Origin of the sequence: Staphylococcus sp. GDX8P114P-2 (assembly GCF_017892945.1) — a bacterium.
GTDB lineage: Bacteria > Bacillota > Bacilli > Staphylococcales > Staphylococcaceae > Staphylococcus > Staphylococcus arlettae.
In genome coordinates, this window is record NZ_JAESMB010000014.1 from 47,155 (window position 1) to 64,932 (window position 17,778).

Consider the following 17,778-nt stretch of genomic DNA (forward strand, 5'->3'; position numbering starts at 1 on the left):
ATGGGATACAAAACTATAGATGAAGCGAATCAGGCTGTTATCGACAAAATGATTGCTGCAGCGCCATTTTTAGTAGATGTGGTACCAGCAAAATCAAAAATTCCTGAACTTACTGACCATGTACTATTACATGCTGGTCCGCCAATTCAATATGAGAACATGACAGACCCAATGCAAGGCTCATGTGTAGGTGCAATCCTATTTGAAGGCTGGGCAAGCAATGAACAAGAAGCTCGTAAATTATTGGAAAATGGCGATATTACTTTTATCCCATGTCACCATGTAAATGCAGTAGGGCCAATGGGTGGTATTACATCTGCTAATATGCCTGTTCTAGTAGTAGAGAATAGAGAAAGTGGCAACGAAGCATATTGCCAAATGAATGAAGGTATTGGTGCTGTGCTACGTTTCGGTGCTTATAACGAAACAGTAGTTAATCGTTTGCATTGGATGAAAGATGTCTTAGGTCCAGTGTTGAGTAAAGCATTAACACAAATGGAAAGTGGTTTAAACGTTAACGTATTAATTGCCAAAGCAATTGCTATGGGAGACGAATTCCATCAACGTAATATTGCTGCATCATTAGCGTTCCTTAAAGAATTAGCACCTATCATTTCAGAATTAGAAGACATTGAACCAGCAAAACGTACCGAAGTTATTCAATTCTTAGCTGATACTGATCAATTCTTCTTAAATGTTGCAATGGCAACTGGTAAAGCAATGATGGATGCAGCAAGACAAATCCAACACGGTACTGTAGTAACAGCTATGTGTCGTAATGGGGAAAACTTTGGTGTACGTATTGCAGGTATGGGTGATGAGTGGTTTACTGCACCTGTTAATACACCAGAAGGATTATACTTTACAGGTTACTCTGCAGATGATGCTAATACGGATATCGGAGATTCAGCAATTACTGAAACAATCGGTGTCGGTGGTATGGCTATGATTGCAGCACCTGCAGTAACACGCTTTGTAGGTACTGGTGGATTTGATGATGCATTAAGTATTAGTAACGAAATGACTGAAATTTGTATCGGTGAAAATCCTAACTTCTCAATCCCAACATGGAACTTTAAAGGTGCATGTTTAGGTATTGATGCACGCAAAGTTGTTGAAACTGGAATAACTCCTGTAATCAATACAGGTATTGCACATAAAATTGCTGGTTACGGTCAAATTGGAGCAGGTACAGTACATCCTCCAATTGAGTGTTTCGAAAAAGCAATCACAGCCTATGCACAAAAGTTAGGACTTAGTGTGTGATTTTACGCGCACAAGCAATTGGACGAGTAGCTTATGATTATTTAGTACAACGTAATACATGGACAGTGCATAGTATTTTCAATAAGGGTTTTAATATAATTACTAAAAACAATCAATTAATATTTATCGGGACAACAGAAAATGGAACATTTCCGTTTGGCATTGTCGTGGATAGCCAAACGCGAAATGAACTCCTCGCCCAAATTGTTGTAGGACAAGAGATTAAGGTAGGCTATAGTACGCTAGAATTCAATTCAGCCTACCAACTCTTTTGGCGTCTCGAAACGATATTAAGTGAACACCCACCCCACAATCAATATTTAGAAGACCTCACAGAAAATATAACTACTTTCGATTTTTCGGAGTATGAAGATTCGGATTTTGATTTTGCAACGATGCGTCGATTCATTAACGCCTTAACAACAACAGATAAAATGACTGTTGAACAAATGTTACGCTATGTTATTGGAAGAGGCCAAGGGCTAACTCCTACTGGTGATGATATTTTAACAGGCATTTTATTCATTCATTCCATCCAACCGTATATAGAAACGCTTCATTTAGAAACGTTAAGGCAATTATTGGATGAAACACTAACGACACGCGTTTCGGAAACATTTCTACACTGTGCACTCAATGGATTATTTAGTTCGAAAGTCAAAATTTTACAAGATGAGCCATTTATCGTCCGTTTGAACCAACTGCTTGAAGTTGGTTCATCTTCTGGTAAAGACACTTTGTATGGCATTTATATATCATTAACTTTAAGGAGTGAAACGTATGGATAAGCGAGTCGTACTTGCTTTAGGTGGTAACGCAATTTTACAACCAAAACAAGAAGCTTCATACGAAAATCAATATAATAATGTGTTCTCTGCTACACGTAAAATGGCAGAAATGAAAAAAATTGGTCACAATGTAGTGATCACTCATGGTAATGGACCACAAGTAGGTAATATTATTGCCCAAAATGAAGCAGCTAAAGATATTGTAAATCCATTGCCGATCAATGCATGTAACGCAGAATCACAAGGATTTATTGGTTACATGATGGAAGAAGCTCTAAAAAATCATTTAAATGATTTAGATATGGATAGCGATGTAGTAACATTGTTAACAATGGTAGAAGTAGATAAAAATGATTCTGCTTTTGATAATCCAACGAAACCGATTGGTGTATTTTTCGATGAAATTGAAGCGAAACGTTTGGAAAATGAGAAAGGCTTTGTCATGGTAGAAGATGCTGGTAGAGGTTATCGTCGTGTAGTACCTTCACCAGAACCACTTGTTATTCATGGCGTAAGACAAATTAAAAACCTTATTGACCAAGCAATTGTTATTTCATCTGGCGGTGGAGGAATTCCAGTCTATCGCGATGACAATGGTACCATCCAAGGTGTAGAAGCTGTAATTGATAAAGACCGTTCTGGCTTGAAATTAGCTGAACAAGTCGAAGCTGATACATTTATGATGTTAACGGATGTTTCGAATGTATACATTAATTTCGGAAAAGAAAATGAACAAAAATTAGAAACTATTTCAGTTACTGAAGCGAAACAATACGTAAGTGAAGATCAATTCCCAGCAGGTAGTATGCTACCAAAAATTGAAGCAGCGATTCAATTTGCTGAAATGGGTAAAGAGGCAATCATTTGCTCACTAGACGAAGCTATTGAAGCTTTAGAAGGTAAAGCAGGTACACGTATTGTCTTAGAAAAAGCAACAGTTTAAGTTATTTATATAGGCAGCTTACGAATCGATCAACATTTTTGTTTGTTCGGTTCGTTGCCTTTTATTAGCAGTGTTAAAAAATAATGTAATATTTTATAGAAAGGTGGTATAAGATGAGTGAACCCTATAAAGTACATAGAATAAAAGAAAATTGGGGTGTGATTTTAGCAATTATCTTTATTGCGTCCACATTGCGTGCACCTTTGACTTCTGTTGGTCCAGTTGTTGGAGAAATAAAACATGTGTTGGACATCAATAACAGTGTTGCTGGCGTCTTAACCACCATCCCGTTGCTTATTTTTGCTATTGTATCACCACTGGTTTCGAAAGTAACTGCACGTTTAACGATGTCTCGCACAATATTGTTCTCTACGATTTTATTAATCATTGCCTTAATATTACGTGTTGCAGGCGATATTAATATCTTTATTATTGGCACAATATTATTAGGGATTGCTATTGCTTTTGGTAATGTAGTATTACCGAGCTATGTGAAGTGGTATTTTCCATTACAAATTGGAGTAGCTACAGGTATTTATAGTGGCACGATGAATTTCACTGCCGGATTAGGTGGTGGTTTAAGTGTTCCATTATCAGACATGTCTCCTTTAGGCTTTAGATTATCTTTATCATTTTGGATAATCTTAGCGATTATTGCGATTATTTTATGGATACCTAAAGCAAAAAATGGTGCTAAGTTGGAACGCACAACTGTAGACCATACTACTACAAGCAAACCGCATAAAGTCAATATTGCACGTTCTAAGTTGGCGTGGATGGTTGCTTTAACGATGGGTTTTCAATCTATGGTTTTTTATACGGTAGTGGCGTGGGTACCATCTATTTTAATTGATAGAGGTCTTGATCCATCTACAGCAGGTTACTTGTTTATGCTCAATCAATTTTCACAAGTGCCTATGACGTTTACGTTCCCAATCATTGCCTCTAAGTTAAAGGATCAACGTATTTTAGTTGTCATTATTACGTTGTTATTCTTAATAGGCTTTAGCTTATTCTTTACGCAGTCGCTCGTATTATTAGTTATAGGTATAATTATTGCAGGTCTTGCAATGGGTGCTTGTTTCAGTTTATGTATGACGTTCTTCTCTATTAGAGCACGTACAGGTGATGGCAGTATTGCCTTATCAGGATTTGGACAGTCTGTCGGTTATTTAATTGCGGCAATTGGTCCTTTCTTTATAGGTTATTTACATGACGTTACTGGTGGTTGGAATTCAGGCATTATCGCTTTATTAATAATGGCATTGTGTTTCTTTATCTTTGGTTACCCTGCCTCAAAAAATAGAGTAGTTGAAGATAATTAATGAGTTGAAATGAAAAAAACTCAACCATACATTTAGTTATGGTTGAGCTCAGACTGTCGACAAAGTCTCTGACTTTGTGGGCAGTTTTTTTATGCACGCTTTCCGAGGGCACTGACTCAACCTGTAGTCTTCGGCTAGTGCTATTCCCGCAGGAGTTGGCATAAATTACTGCTAATCTATAGAAAGGTGAACTAATATTTAAGGTCGCTTACTAACAAAAAATTATATATAGAAAATAAACAACCCCTTCGCAAATTAATACGAAGGGGTGTCTACGTTCTGAGGGCAACGATATTAGTTATAGTTGAGCTTTTATTGATGTAGTGTGTGTTTAAATAATTAATGATTGTCGTAGTAGTTTATTAAAGTATCCATCGCTTTAGTTGGGTCAATTCCTGTAACCCCTTGTTGACTCAAATACAGTGAAAATACAGAAAGGAATGTTAAAATATTTTGTTTGTTTACGGCATAACCCATTAGGCCGATACGCCAAATCTTACCAGATAAGTCACCAAATGAACCTGCGATTTCGATACCATAATTACGCAACAAACCATCTCTAAAAGCAGCATCATCAATGCCTTCTGGGATGTTGACACAAATAACCATTTTCATTTCATTGTCACTATCACCAAATATTTCTAAGCCTAATGCTTCTAAAGCAGCTTTTAAGCCACGGTGGTGGTATTCATGACGTTGTGCACGTGCTTTAACACCTTCTTTTAATGCTAATTTTAATCCAACATTCAAACCATAAATAGCTGTGGTAGCTTCTGTGTGATGATTTAAACGTTTAGGGCTCCAATAGTCTTGTAATTGTGTTAAATCTAAGTAGTTGCTACGTATAAAATGATCTTGTTCGGTAGTTCCACCAGAGCGAATACCTAATTCAACACGTTTACGCTTATTAATTTCTTCACTAAAACGTTCATTAAAAGTGATAGGTGTGATGCCTGAAGGTATAGATAAACATTTTTGAGCACCACCAACTACAGCATCAAGCTGCCATTTATCAACAGGAATGACTGCACCTTGATAGGTAGCTACAGCATCAACGACAGAGAAGATTCCACGTTCTTTACACGCTTGACCAATTTTGTCGATTGGCTGTAAGCGACCTGTAGATGTTTCGCCGTGAACGATTGCCAACACACTCGGTTGATACTTATCAAGCGCTGCAATAATCTCTTCTTGAGCGAATACTTCACCCATTGGCTTGTGAATATTATGTACAATACCGCCAGCACGGGTAACTAACTCTGTAAACAAATAGCCAAAACGGCCGATGATTGGAACAAGTACTTCATCGCCTGGTTTCACGATGCTTGAAATAACAGCTTCTAAGCCTGAACGACTCGTGCCATCAATTGGAAATGACCATTGATTTGTTGTTAAAAATGACTGACGGATGAGCTCCATCGTTTCATTCATAATTTCTACGAATTCATAATCAAATTGTCCTAATATAGAATTAGACATTGCTTGAGACACTCTTGGGTCAACGCTTACAGGTCCAGGAGTCATAATTAATCTCTTGTTGATTTTTAAATCATCCATGTTTAAAACCTCATTTTCTTTAAATTGTGTCATCATATATTATAACGAATAGTTTTGGAGTTTTATTCGTTTAATGTGATGAAATTTTTATGCTAATTTGTGCGAATATTACAAAAATTCGTCATTATCAACAATTATTACTCTAGCATCTATAATTTTGATTTTCATGTATTTCAGTTTACAATAAGTTGAAATAGTTGAGTACAGTTTACAACAAACATTTAACGTTTGGAGATATACCATAGTAACTTAAGAGGAGGACGGCAATTTGGAAGTTGTTTATTTAGCGGGTGGTTGTTTATGGGGTGTACAAGCTTTTGTACAAACATTACCAGGAGTCGTTGAGACGGAAGCGGGCCGCGCAAATGGCACTACACAAACGTTAGACAGCCCGTATGATGGCTACGTCGAATGTGTAAAAACAACATTTGATCCGACAAAAACATCAGTCGAAACTTTACTTTCACAATTATTTGAAATTATCGATCCTTATAGTGTAAACCAACAAGGTGATGATATAGGTGAAAAATATCGTACAGGTATCTATAGTGAAGATAGTACCCATTTACAAAGTGCTACTGAGTGGCTCACTAATAGAGCAGATTATGCGGAGATTGCAGTGGAAGTACAATTACTCAGTAATTATGTAAAAAGTGCTGAAATACATCAACATCATTTGGCCAAATATCCTAATGATTATTGTCATATACCTCAGACATTAATGTTGAAATATAAATAAACACAACGGTGGTCATAATAAGCACACTGTTGTGTTTAGTCATCAGTATTATACTCTTTAGGGAGTGTTTTAATAAATGCAAATAAGACTACCGTTTGGCACAGTAACATAAATGCTAAACCGACACGAATCGGTGTAATGTCTATGACAAAAATAGAAAATCCAACAACAATATAGACACTTATGAGCATTTTCAATTTTTGTTTCATCGTATAACCTTTATTCTCTTTGAAGCTCTGTATATAATTTTTATAAACTTTTGTAGCTACGAGCCAATTATGGAATTTATCTGAACTTTTGGCAAAGCATAGTACAGCCAATAAAATAAACGGAGTGGTAGGTAATAAGGGTAATATAGAACCTAAAAAGCCTAAAATTGTGCACAAAATACCAAGGACTAATAATAGTGGTTTTAACAACTTCATAATATTTTACCCCTAATTTTAATGATAGTGATTCTCACTTATTTAAGTTTATTGAAGAGTTAGCAACATGTCAATGTTTCCACGTTTCTGTCAAAAATTCGTTGAAATATTAGAGGTCACTTCCTACGAAAGTTATACATATTATGATTTAATTACGTTTCATTAAAAACACACTTTTGATTGATGATTTGGGCTATAATCGTAGATACAGTCTAAGATAAATAAAGAGGGATTATAAATGAAAGCATATTTAAATAGATGGTTTATTGAAGCATTGAGCTATATGACACTCGGGTTGTTCGGCTCACTCATCATTGGCTTACTATTAAATACAATTGGTAAGCAGACAGTATGGCCACAAGTAGATTTGAGCTTTTTAGCACAAATTGGTGATGTAGCAATGAGTATGACGGGGGGCGCTATTGGTGCAGCCATCGCATATGGATTGAAATCTAAGCCACTAGTAATATTTTCTTGTGTCATCGTAGGTACATTAGGATATGATACATTTGGCGGTGGCCCAGTAGGAGCGTATATTGCTACGTTGGTAGTAGTAGAAATAAGTCGTTTTTATGCTAGTAAAACAAAAATTGACATTATCATTACTCCATTATTAACACTCATTATAGGAGGAGCGGTAGCTAAATTTTTAGGATCAGCTTTAAATGAATTTATGACATCATTAGGCAAAGTTATAAATATTGCTACAGGTCAGCAACCTTTAGTGATGGGAATTATTGTAGCTGTAATATTTGGTTTGACGTTAACTGCTCCAATTTCTAGTGCGGCTTTAGCATTAATGCTTGATTTGAGCGGATTGGCAGCGGGCGCAGCGACGATTGGTTGTTCTGCACAAATGGTAGGTTTTGCTGTTAATGGATTTAAAGATAATCGCTGGAGTGGACTTATCTCTGTTGGCATAGGTACGAGTATGCTACAAGTACCAAATATTATTAAAAATCCAATGATTTTATTACCACCAACATTAGCGAGTGCTATCGTGGCTCCACTCATGACCTTATGGTTTCCAATGACAAATAATGCAGCAGGTGCAGGTATGGGGACAAGTGGTTTAATAGGACAAATTATGACGATACATACGATGGGTTCTTCACTAAATACATGGGTATTAATTCTAGCATTTCACATTGTTTTACCAATCATCGTGAGCTATACAATTTATTCTATTTGTGTGCGCCGAAATTGGATAAAAGACGGAGACCACCGATTACAAACTGTAGAGTAAAGCATAGAAAAATGCGTTATACAAGCAAATAACTTACATAAAGATAAAATTTCATGTAAGCTAAATATAAATAAATATAGTTCGTCTTATTGAGAGTGAGTGAAGGGAATTGGCCCTATGATACTCCGGCAACAGCATTATTTGATGCGATGTGCCAAATCCAACAGGTAGTAACCTGAATGATAAGAAGATGTGTGGAAAGCTCTTCTTATTAATAGAAGAGCTATTTTTATTAATTTATAATTAGGTGGTAATAACATGTCTACATTGAACGAGCTATTTCAGCAATTAAATTACTGGAAGTCTTATAAACCGGTGAATACAGCAAGCAGTATTTTACGAGTTAATAAAATTAGACAATGCGAAAATAAAATTAGTGCACATATTTATGCTAAATTCAATATGAATGATGAAAGCTAATAAAGAAAAGAGGCTGGGACAAGATTGATTCGTCCTAGTCTCTTGTCATATTGGCAGTAGCTGACTGCATTGAAAATGCGCTTCAAACCAAGCTTTTTTCAACGCTAGTCATCCTTGCCGGGGTGGGACGACGAAATCAATTTTTTCAAAATCAGATTTCTGTCCCACTCCCTTTTATTGTGTGTCACGAAAGTATTTGAAAATAATCTGTGTGCATTTGATGAAGTGCCGGCAATTTAATATAATTAAAGTAATGTTAGAAACAATATAGAAAGGAGAACAGTAATGAAGTGTGATCAACAATTAAATAATAAAATTACTGTGACCCATTTACGTATATCGGAAAGCTCAATTCAATCTTTGGTGAACAATAAATGACCATTATACTTGTGATGTTGTTTATAGGTGCGTTTGGTGGATTTATTTCTGGTTTAGTGGGCATAGGTGGCGCTATTATTATTTATCCTATTTTGTTATTTATTCCACCATTATTAGGCTTACCTGAATACAGTGCTTATGTAGCATCAGGTTTAACAGCTGTCCAAGTGTTTTTTAGCACACTTAGTGGCAGTATTAAAGCAGCGACACGACCCGATTTCACACCTTCTTTAGTGTTACAGATGGGTGTGGGTATGATTATTGGAAGTACCGTTGGAGCGATTTGTGCCAATTTATTAAACGAAAATTTTGTGAATATCGTTTACATTATTATAGCTTTGCTAGCGTTATGTTTAATGTTTATAGAACCTAAACATAATCGATATCATAAGTCTTATAACCAATTACTATTAATGTTTTTAGGTGGAGTAATCGGACTTATTTCAGGTATTGTTGGTGCAGGTGGCGCATTTATTATTATTCCAGTATTACTTGTTATTTTTAAACTGCCAATGAAACAAGTTGTTGCTAATAGTATAGTTATTGCCTTTATTTCTTCAATCGGAGCCTTTGGGGTTAAATTATTTCAAGGATTTATCCCTTTTGAGGAAGCACTTGGTTTAATTATCGGAAGTATAATTTTCGCTCAAGTTGGTATGAAAGTCGGCCAAAAAACACCAAGTAAGATCCAAAGTTTAATAATTATTGTATTTATAGTTATTGCGATTATCCAAATTTTAATGAATTTATAGGTCAAAAGTTCTTTGAAGCGTATCTCTAACAGTCAAGTACAGTTGAGAAACGGCTAAAGCACACCACAAATACGGTTATTGACTTGCCGTTATACTCTTGACGAAGGCTAACGGCTGTCTACAATCTGAAAAGCGTATGTACAAACATTTACTGTTGTACATACGCTTTTATAATAACTGTTCCCACAATCTTCCGGAAGGTCGTGAGTTTACTGTGATAATTTCATCTTTGGTAGGGTGTTTAACACTAAGTTCGGATGCCCATAACGCAATTTGTTGACCGTGTTTATTGACGTGTTGACCATACTTTTGGTCACCGTATAAAGGTAACCCTTGGTTCGCAAATTGTACTCTTATTTGGTGGGATCGACCCGTATGTAATTTTACTTTTACTAGGCTTTTATTGTTGACTGTGCGTAACAATTGATAATCGAGTATTGCCTGTTTCGCCTGTTTATTTTTCGGTGTACTTACATAGACGATGTTTTTAGTACGATCTTTCCATAAGTAATCCGTTAATTTGCCAGTTTGTTGTAATGGTTGACCGTGTATAATCGCTAAATAAGTTCTGTAAATTTTTTGTTTTCTTAGTTCATTTGCTAATCTTGAAGCGGCTTTTGAGGTCTTAGCGAATACCATAGCGCCACCTACTGGGCGGTCTAAACGATGGACTAATCCAAGATATACGGCGCCTGGTTTATTATATTTATTTTTAATGTACTTTTTTAATATAGTTAATAAGTCTTCATCTCTCGAATTATCAGCTTGTACAGGCACATTGATTGGTTTTTCTACCATTAATAAATGATTGTCCTCATAAAGCACATCAATATCCATGTTATACCTCCTTGTGACATACGCACGATATAAAAATACTGTTTTATTTTATTTTTTTTATAAAAACAAAGTAGGTTTTATTTAAAAATTGCATTAATATATGATAATAGCAAACAAGTTATTAAACTTCAATATCCATTTATATAAATAAACAATATAAGTTTGAAAATATAAACATAATCCATTATTTTTATATAATTAATGAAATAAGGGTAAAAAACTTTATAATTGTATGATTAATTATTTCTTGCTAGGGTATCTTGTCTTAAAAAGGAGGTAATTCTCATGAGTAAAATAATAGATTCTTTAATGGGTGCTTTAGATAGCATCATAGCATTTTTACCAAACCTGATAGGTGCCATTATCTTATTACTTATTGCATGGATTATTGCAGTAATTGTGAAGAAAGTAATTGTTAAAGCTTTAGGTGCCTTAGGTTTTGAAGCTTGGTTACAAAAGAAAGGACTGGTAGATGCCGATAGTGGTAAATCTGAGTCCGAAGGGATTATTCAAACATTTGGTAAATTAGCATATTTCTTAGTATTTTTACTCTTTTTACCATCTGTATTTGATCAATTAAATATGAAGTCTGTATCAAACCCAATCAAGGGTATGATGACTAGTATTTTTGAATTTGCACCTAAAATTATCGTTGCTGTAATTATTTTAGTATTAGGTATTTTTATTGCCAAAGTGTTGGGCACTTTAGTGAAAAATATACTTAGCGGATTCAATGTTAGTCGCTTTAACAAATATGTTAATTTTGGCGATAATAAAGAAAGTATTGATATTCCAGTAGCAGTAGGTTGGGTTATTACAACACTAATCGGCATATTCTTTACGGTTCAAGCATTGAACACGGTTAATTTATCAGTGCTAAACCAAATTGGTGAAGCTATTATAGGTTACTTACCTTTAGTTATTTCCGGGGCAATTATTTTAGCATTAGGATTTATTGGTGGTAATTTATTAGCTAAACTTATTAACAAGTCTACAGGCAATGCGATGTTAGCTGAAATTGTTAAATATTTAGTGATTATCGTATCTGTCTTTATGACATTAGACCAGTTAAACTTTGCGCAAAGTATAGTAAATGTAGCATTCTTATTAATCTTGGGTGCAGTTTCGGTAGCATTTGCGATTGCATTTGGTATCGGTGGTAAATCATTTGCTGAGAAACAATTAAATAAATTCTCAGAGAAAATTGAAAGTAAAAATGACCAGCATGATTCAAACAAATAAATAAAGATTATGAGCTACCATCCTAATTTAGTTGTGGATGGTAGCTTCAAACTGTCGACAAGGTTACTGACTTTGTTGGCAGTTTTTTTGTCCACGCTTTCAGCGGGTACCGCCTCAACTTATAGTCTTCGGCTTGTGCTTGTCCCGCAGGAGTTGGCACAAAGCCCTGCCAATATATAGAAAAGTGCTTAGGATAACTAATATTTAAGGTCTGTTTACGGACAATAAACCAAGAGGCTATAGACTATAATATATGTCTGGTGCTTCAAAATGCATAATATCTCTCTTATTGAGTAACTGAACATTCACTTTTTGATATTTTAACCGTTATAATTTCTATAATTTGTAGCAGTCATTTCAAAGTGTTGTTTGAAGTTTTTAGAAAAAAGTAAGGGGTCTTGGTAACCTACATTTTCTGCAATTTGTTTAATTGGTAGGTTCGTTTGTTTTAATAGTTCGCTTGCATGATACATTCGAATATATGTTAAATATGATTTGGGTGAAACATCAAAGCTTTTTTTAAATAATTTATATAGGTAACTGCGAGTGAGATTGGCGTACTGTGCTACATCAGTAATTTGAATGTTTTTATAATAGTTATTATTTATATATTGAATCGCTTTTTGCATATCTTGATTAATAATATTTACTGAAGTTGTATAGCTTTTAGGGAACTGTGCTTGTAATTGATATACGAGCTTATATAAATATTGTAATAATAAAATATCATTCGAATTATTGCTTTCGATGCTACTTGAGAGCTCACAAGATTTACGTATAATAGCCTCTACTGCTTGCGTATCAGAGTTAGTAATGACTTTTTGATCAAATAATAAACTACGATTTAAGTAATCTAATATTTGTTTACCACTCATGCCAACCCAATAGTACGTCCAAGGATTTTTGTATGAAGGATAGTATGATACCTCTTCGCCGTTTAAGAGTAAAAATAAATCTCCTTTATGCAATTCATATGTTTTACTGCCACATGAAAAATAACCACTACCTTCTGTAATAATATGCACCACAGCATCTTGATGTACTTGATATTGATATTTAGTATTTGGAACACCTTCTTCAATACCGCATTCACTAACATTCGCATCAATATGTATCTTTTTGAACTTTTTCCATAAAATTTGCATTTGTAACCTCCAACATCTTAATAATTTTGACAATATGTTTTTTAAAATACATTTTCTACTAAGTTTGGAAACATTTATCCATATAATAGCATCATTTGTCTATTTTCTGCTTTTATTAAGATTGATATTGTATTAATACATACAATGAAAGCGCTTAATTTAGAAGGAGGTCTACCACAAATGGAAAGACAATTAACAGGTTTTCAAAAATTTTCATTTGGTTTTGGTGCTGTCGGCAAAGATGCAATATTTAATATAGTAAGTATTTATTTTATGTTCTACAGCACAGATATATTAGGATTATCGCCAGCTTTTATAGGGGTGTTGTTATTTGTTGCTCGAATCTGGGATGCACTAAATGATCCGGTTATGGGCATCATCGTAGATAATACGAAAAATGAATTTGGGAAATTTAAAACATGGTTAGCCATAGGCACATTTATCAATGCGATAATTACTATTTTATTATTCACTAACTTTGATTTGCCAACGCTCGCAATGCATATTTACATATCTGTAATCTACATTGCTTGGGGGATGAGCTATACAATGATGGATATCCCATATTGGTCATGGTTACCCAATCTAACAAATAACCCTAGAGAGCGTGAAGTGGTTTCAGTCATTCCTAGATTTTTTGCTAGTCTTGCAGCATTTGTAGTTGGAACTTTTGGCTTAATGTTTATTCATAAATTAGGAGACGGTCTAGGAAATGGTAGTGACTCCGTTGGTATATTTGTGTTTGCTATTTTATGTAGTATTACTTTTATTATAACTATCGCTGTAACAGTCTTTTTTGTTCCAGAAGATAAAGAAATGGAAAAACAAAATAGTATTAAAGTTGGCTTTAAAGATTTGAAGCGTATTATATTTACAAACAAAGAATTATTAGCAATTATGGGAGTCTTATTAACATTTAATCTATGTATACAGACACTTAATGGGACGATTATTTATTACTTTAAATATGTCGTAGATGCTGAACATTTATTTTCAATTTTCAATGCAATGATTTTAGCTGAAATGGGTGGATTATTGTTATTACCATATGCCATCAGTTTGTTAAACAGAAGTAAGGTATTTAGTATAGCCATTGGACTTATTGTCAGTGGGTTATTAATTATTCTACTCTTTGGATATCTTGATCCGAAACAAGCAATATGGATTATTATAGGTGGCGGTATGTTGAGAATAGGTTCAGGTTTTATTATTGGTATCTCAACAGTAGCGTTAGCTGATGTTATTGATTATGGTGAAGTGAAATTTGGGCAACGCAATGAGAGTGTTATTAGCTCTACCAACACATTTTTAACTAAAACAGCACAAGCGTTAGCTTCTTTAATCGTTGGTGTTGGGTTATCAGTTTTAGGTTTTACACCTAATGTTGCGCAAACAGAAGGTACGGTGAATGGTATTCGAATTATGATTATTATTGCACCTGTAATATTCATTATTATAAGTGCCTTCCTATATCACAAAGCATTCAAGTTGAAAGGTGATTTTTTATACGATATTCAACACACATTGCAATTAAAACGACAAAGATCATTACAACAAAGGTTAAATAACAATGAAGGTGAGGGTACAAAATGATTATAGAACATTATCATGAAAATATGGCAGTACAAAACGTTAACTTAATGCCGAGAAGAGCTTATTATATACCGTTTAAGCATGCAGAAAATATAAGTGAAGACACACAGAGATTAGAAAGAGATAGTGTTACTAACTTAAATGGAGACTGGAATTTTGAATTCTTTGATTCATTACAAACATTTGAAGCTGCAGCTAAGCATCAATTGCAGCATACCAATGTCATTCCTGTACCATCTGTGTGGAATTTACATGGCTACGATACGCTACAATACTTAAATACACAATATCCTATACCATTCAATCCACCGAAAGTACCGAAAAAGAACCCATGTGGTTTCTATTCTAAGCATTTTACTATAGCAAATTATAATGCTGATAAAAAGTATCATTTAAATTTTGAAGGTGTGGATAACGCATTTTATTTATGGATTAATGAGCAATTTATTGGCTATAGTCAGATATCCCACGCCATTTCTGAATTTGATATTTCGGATGCCTTAGTGGAAAAAGATAATAAAATACAAGTACTCGTACTCAAGTGGTCAGATGGCACTTATTTTGAAAACCAAGATATGTTTAGACATTCGGGGATTTTTAGAGATGTATATATTTTAGAAAGAGCAACACAACGTGTCATTGATTTTAAAATAGAAACAGCAGTAGACGCGTCACTTGCCAATGCATATATAAATATTGGACAGCTAACATATCAAGGGTTATCACAAGCTAACGTAGCGTTATATCATCCTAACGGAGAATTATTATCCGAAACAGAAGTTAATGCGTCAACAAGTTTTAATGTCACACAACCTTTACTATGGTCGGCAGAACAACCTTATTTGTATGAACTAAGAATTACAACGCCTGAGGAAATAATTGTTCAAAAGGTTGGTATCCGTGAGGTTGAAATTAAAAATAATCAACTCTATGTCAATCATCAGTCAATAAAATTACGTGGTGCTAACTATCATGACAGTCATCCTCAGACGGGATATGTGATGGATAAACAACAATTTATACAAGATTTGCAGTTAATGAAAGCAGCCAATTTCAATGCTATCAGAACAGCGCATTATCCGAAATCACCGCTATTTTATGAACTGGCGGATTATTATGGCTTTTACGTTATGAGTGAAGCGGATTTAGAAACTCATGGTGTTGTAAGATTATACGGTGATGAAAATAATGATGATTATAATTTAATTGCAAATGATGAAGCATATGAAAAGCCAATTATTGAGCGCGTGGTAGCCTCTGTAATACCATTACAAAATTATAGTTGTATCATTTCTTGGTCACTCGGAAATGAATCTGGATTCGGCATTAATATTGAAAAAGCTGCGAGTGAAGTCAAAGCATTAGATAGCACACGTCCAATTCATTATGAAGGTGCATTATACCAAGAGGATAATAGGGACAATGATTTATCAAATATCGATATGATTAGTAGAATGTATGCGTCTCCTAGTGAAATCGAAAATAGGTATTTGACGAATGACCAGTTAGATAAACCTTTTGTGTTATGTGAATATGCGCATGTTATGGGCAATTCACCCGGAGATTTACAAGAGTACCATGACTTAATAGATCAATATGATAGTTTTATTGGTGGTTTTGTTTGGGAATGGAGTGATCACGGTATACATGTCGGTATGAAGGATGGTCAAGCAATTTTTAGATACGGTGGCGACTTTGGAGAAACTTTACATGATGGCAACTTTTGTGTAGATGGTATTGTATTCCCAAATAGAGAAGTGCATGAAAGTTATTATGAATTTCAACATGTCAATCGCCCTATAAAACTTATCTCGAATGATGGCTATGAACTACAGTTAAGAAATCAATTAGATTTTATAAATGTAGCTGATTATATTGACGTAGCATGTGTTATTACGTTTTTAGATAATACCCAAGAAGTGATTGAGCTTGATATTAAAGATTTCGCACCACATACATTATATTCAGTTGATGTAACGGAATTGACTAATGTTGAACAAATCAGTGATATACGACTGGATTATTATTTAAGCAATGATACTTTATTATTAGATACGCAAACTAAATTAGGGCACGACCAAGTGATATATCACAGACAAGATGTACTGAATGTTGCCCAAGATACATCAAGTCAACCTTATATTATTGTAGATGATGCAGATGTCTTGGAAGTTAAACAAGAGGATAAAGTGTATAGTTTTAATAAAAATACAGGTATGCTAACACAGGCTGTAAAAGGCCACAGAAATATACTAGTGGGTGAAAGTGAGTTATGTTTATGGCGAGCTCCGATAGATAATGATGTTCAAGTGAGAAAATTATGGGAAGATGCAGGATACCATGATATTTTGACAGACGTTAACCACTACAGTGCACACTATCTCAATAATAAAGACGTAGAATTAGTATTTGATCTAGCAGTAGTGAGTAATGCCAAAGCACGTATTATGACTGGTAAAGTAAGTTGGACGATTCGTAACAATGGCAGCATAAATGTAAAACTTGAAGTTAACAAAAATCCAAGAATGCCGTTTTTACCACGCTTTGGTTTAGTATTTAAATTACAAGATACCTTCGAAGCGTTGAACTATTATGGCAATGGACCTTATGGCGCTTATCAAGATAAAGGGGTAGCAACGTACTTATCTTATTTTGATACTACGGTTACTCGCAACTTTGAACCACACATTTTGCCACAGGAAAACAGTAGTCATAATAATACGACTTATCTTCAGGTGTCTGATCATAAGTATGGCTTTACTTTTACAAGTGCAGAACCAATGAGTTTTAATGCTTCACATTATGCTGTTGCACAATTGACACATGCTACGCATAATGACCGATTAGAGCAAGAACCTATTACGTATGTGCACATAGATAAGTATCAAAGTGGTATTGGCTCTAATAGTTGTGGTCCAGAACTAGCCGAACGTTATCGTATTAACGACAATGACATACACTTTGAATTTAATCTTCAACTAAATGAATACTGATGAAAAAGATTACTGATGCTTTTGCACCAGTAATCTTTTTACATATTTAAAGTTATTTTTTACTTCATACTGATAAACTAGGTACCTTTAGTTGGCTATTCTATATAATTATGGCGATAAAGAAAGCAT

At 34.5% G+C, this 17,778-nt stretch carries 15 protein-coding genes and 1 riboswitch; of the genes, 11 read left to right on the forward strand and 4 right to left on the reverse strand.

Translation table 11 applies throughout. The features are described from left to right. From KA845_RS07555 to KA845_RS07570, 4 genes are all read left to right on the forward strand, one after another. The gene (locus KA845_RS07555; RefSeq protein ID WP_210127912.1) at positions 1-1,266 is read left to right on the forward strand and encodes a YlbE family protein; all 1,266 of its coding nucleotides are present in this window, start codon (positions 1-3) and stop codon (positions 1,264-1,266) included. After that, the gene (locus tag KA845_RS13125; protein ID WP_021459474.1) at positions 1,263-2,054 is read left to right on the forward strand and encodes an oxamate carbamoyltransferase subunit AllH family protein; all 792 of its coding nucleotides are present in this window, start codon (positions 1,263-1,265) and stop codon (positions 2,052-2,054) included. The genes KA845_RS07555 and KA845_RS13125 overlap by 4 nt, the downstream gene beginning before the upstream one ends. After that, complete coding sequence (gene arcC / locus KA845_RS07565) at positions 2,047-2,997, forward strand: carbamate kinase (protein WP_021459473.1); 951 nt, start codon at positions 2,047-2,049, stop codon at positions 2,995-2,997. Before KA845_RS13125 ends, arcC begins: the two co-directional genes overlap by 8 nt. Before the next feature lie 113 nt (positions 2,998-3,110). Then, positions 3,111-4,322, forward strand: a complete 1,212-nt coding sequence (locus KA845_RS07570) for a CynX/NimT family MFS transporter (RefSeq protein WP_002510700.1) — start codon at positions 3,111-3,113, stop codon at positions 4,320-4,322. Positions 4,323-4,661: 339 nt separating this feature from the next. Here KA845_RS07570 and KA845_RS07575 read toward each other — a convergent pair whose 3' ends face one another. After that, a complete protein-coding gene (locus tag KA845_RS07575) occupies positions 4,662-5,879 on the reverse strand; it encodes a pyridoxal-phosphate-dependent aminotransferase family protein (protein ID WP_210127914.1) in 1,218 nt (405 codons plus the stop codon). Positions 5,880-6,147: 268 nt separating this feature from the next. On the opposite strand from KA845_RS07575, the gene KA845_RS07580 reads away from it, so the two are divergent. Further along, positions 6,148-6,618 carry a peptide-methionine (S)-S-oxide reductase gene (locus KA845_RS07580; RefSeq protein ID WP_002510698.1) on the forward strand — a complete coding sequence of 157 codons (471 nt, stop codon included), beginning with the start codon at positions 6,148-6,150 and terminating at the stop codon, positions 6,616-6,618. Positions 6,619-6,653: 35 nt separating this feature from the next. On the opposite strand, the gene KA845_RS07585 is transcribed toward KA845_RS07580, so the two are convergent. Beyond that, positions 6,654-7,043 (reverse strand): YbaN family protein, encoded by a 390-nt coding sequence (locus tag KA845_RS07585; protein ID WP_002510697.1) that lies wholly within the window; start codon positions 7,041-7,043, stop codon positions 6,654-6,656. A 238-nt stretch (positions 7,044-7,281) separates the two neighbouring features. On the opposite strand from KA845_RS07585, the gene KA845_RS07590 reads away from it, so the two are divergent. The 3 genes from KA845_RS07590 to KA845_RS07600 all read left to right on the forward strand — a co-directional run bounded on the left by KA845_RS07590 (position 7,282) and on the right by KA845_RS07600 (position 9,839). Next, positions 7,282-8,289 (forward strand): PTS sugar transporter subunit IIC, encoded by a 1,008-nt coding sequence (locus KA845_RS07590; protein ID WP_107373712.1) that lies wholly within the window; start codon positions 7,282-7,284, stop codon positions 8,287-8,289. Positions 8,290-8,372: 83 nt separating this feature from the next. Then, positions 8,373-8,478, forward strand: a riboswitch (SAM riboswitch). Between the two features lie 69 nt (positions 8,479-8,547). Beyond that, positions 8,548-8,709: a hypothetical protein gene (locus tag KA845_RS07595; RefSeq protein ID WP_021459471.1), complete on the forward strand. Its 162-nt coding sequence runs from the start codon at positions 8,548-8,550 to the stop codon at positions 8,707-8,709. A 374-nt stretch (positions 8,710-9,083) separates the two neighbouring features. Then, entirely contained in the window at positions 9,084-9,839 is a 756-nt protein-coding gene (locus KA845_RS07600; protein ID WP_002510695.1) for a sulfite exporter TauE/SafE family protein, read from the forward strand. Between the two features lie 168 nt (positions 9,840-10,007). On the opposite strand, the gene KA845_RS07605 is transcribed toward KA845_RS07600, so the two are convergent. Next, entirely contained in the window at positions 10,008-10,676 is a 669-nt protein-coding gene (locus KA845_RS07605) for an RluA family pseudouridine synthase (protein ID WP_103388261.1), read from the reverse strand. Positions 10,677-10,961: 285 nt separating this feature from the next. Between KA845_RS07605 and KA845_RS07610 the strand changes: the two genes are divergently transcribed. Beyond that, complete coding sequence (locus tag KA845_RS07610) at positions 10,962-11,918, forward strand: mechanosensitive ion channel (RefSeq protein WP_021459468.1); 957 nt, start codon at positions 10,962-10,964, stop codon at positions 11,916-11,918. Positions 11,919-12,238: 320 nt separating this feature from the next. Here KA845_RS07610 and KA845_RS07615 read toward each other — a convergent pair whose 3' ends face one another. Next, positions 12,239-13,063, reverse strand: coding sequence for an AraC family transcriptional regulator (locus KA845_RS07615; RefSeq protein WP_210127916.1), 825 nt, complete (start codon positions 13,061-13,063; stop codon positions 12,239-12,241). A gap of 180 nt (positions 13,064-13,243) precedes the next feature. Here KA845_RS07615 and melB point away from each other — a divergent pair, with 180 nt between their 5' ends. Together melB and KA845_RS07625 are read left to right on the forward strand one after the other, a co-directional pair. Continuing rightward, the gene (gene melB / locus KA845_RS07620) at positions 13,244-14,656 is read left to right on the forward strand and encodes a melibiose:sodium transporter MelB (protein ID WP_021459466.1); all 1,413 of its coding nucleotides are present in this window, start codon (positions 13,244-13,246) and stop codon (positions 14,654-14,656) included. Continuing rightward, positions 14,653-17,649: a glycoside hydrolase family 2 TIM barrel-domain containing protein gene (locus KA845_RS07625; RefSeq protein WP_167867771.1), complete on the forward strand. Its 2,997-nt coding sequence runs from the start codon at positions 14,653-14,655 to the stop codon at positions 17,647-17,649. The genes melB and KA845_RS07625 overlap by 4 nt, the downstream gene beginning before the upstream one ends. The last annotated feature ends 129 nt before the right edge of the window (positions 17,650-17,778 follow it).

Excerpts from the sequence above, each read along its gene's own strand:
- KA845_RS07555 (WP_210127912.1), top strand. The coding sequence starts at position 1 with ATGGGATACAAAACTATAGATGAAGCGAATCAGGCTGTTATCGACAAA.
- arcC (WP_021459473.1), top strand. The coding sequence starts at position 2,047 with ATGGATAAGCGAGTCGTACTTGCTTTAGGTGGTAACGCAATTTTACAA.
- KA845_RS07570 (WP_002510700.1), top strand. The coding sequence starts at position 3,111 with ATGAGTGAACCCTATAAAGTACATAGAATAAAAGAAAATTGGGGTGTG.
- KA845_RS07575 (WP_210127914.1), bottom strand. The coding sequence starts at position 5,879 with ATGGATGATTTAAAAATCAACAAGAGATTAATTATGACTCCTGGACCT.
- KA845_RS07585 (WP_002510697.1), bottom strand. The coding sequence starts at position 7,043 with ATGAAGTTGTTAAAACCACTATTATTAGTCCTTGGTATTTTGTGCACA.
- KA845_RS07590 (WP_107373712.1), top strand. The coding sequence starts at position 7,282 with ATGAAAGCATATTTAAATAGATGGTTTATTGAAGCATTGAGCTATATG.
- KA845_RS07595 (WP_021459471.1), top strand. The coding sequence starts at position 8,548 with ATGTCTACATTGAACGAGCTATTTCAGCAATTAAATTACTGGAAGTCT.
- KA845_RS07600 (WP_002510695.1), top strand. The coding sequence starts at position 9,084 with ATGACCATTATACTTGTGATGTTGTTTATAGGTGCGTTTGGTGGATTT.
- KA845_RS07605 (WP_103388261.1), bottom strand. The coding sequence starts at position 10,676 with ATGGATATTGATGTGCTTTATGAGGACAATCATTTATTAATGGTAGAA.
- KA845_RS07610 (WP_021459468.1), top strand. The coding sequence starts at position 10,962 with ATGAGTAAAATAATAGATTCTTTAATGGGTGCTTTAGATAGCATCATA.
- KA845_RS07615 (WP_210127916.1), bottom strand. The coding sequence starts at position 13,063 with ATGCAAATTTTATGGAAAAAGTTCAAAAAGATACATATTGATGCGAAT.
- melB (WP_021459466.1), top strand. The coding sequence starts at position 13,244 with ATGGAAAGACAATTAACAGGTTTTCAAAAATTTTCATTTGGTTTTGGT.
- KA845_RS07625 (WP_167867771.1), top strand. The coding sequence starts at position 14,653 with ATGATTATAGAACATTATCATGAAAATATGGCAGTACAAAACGTTAAC.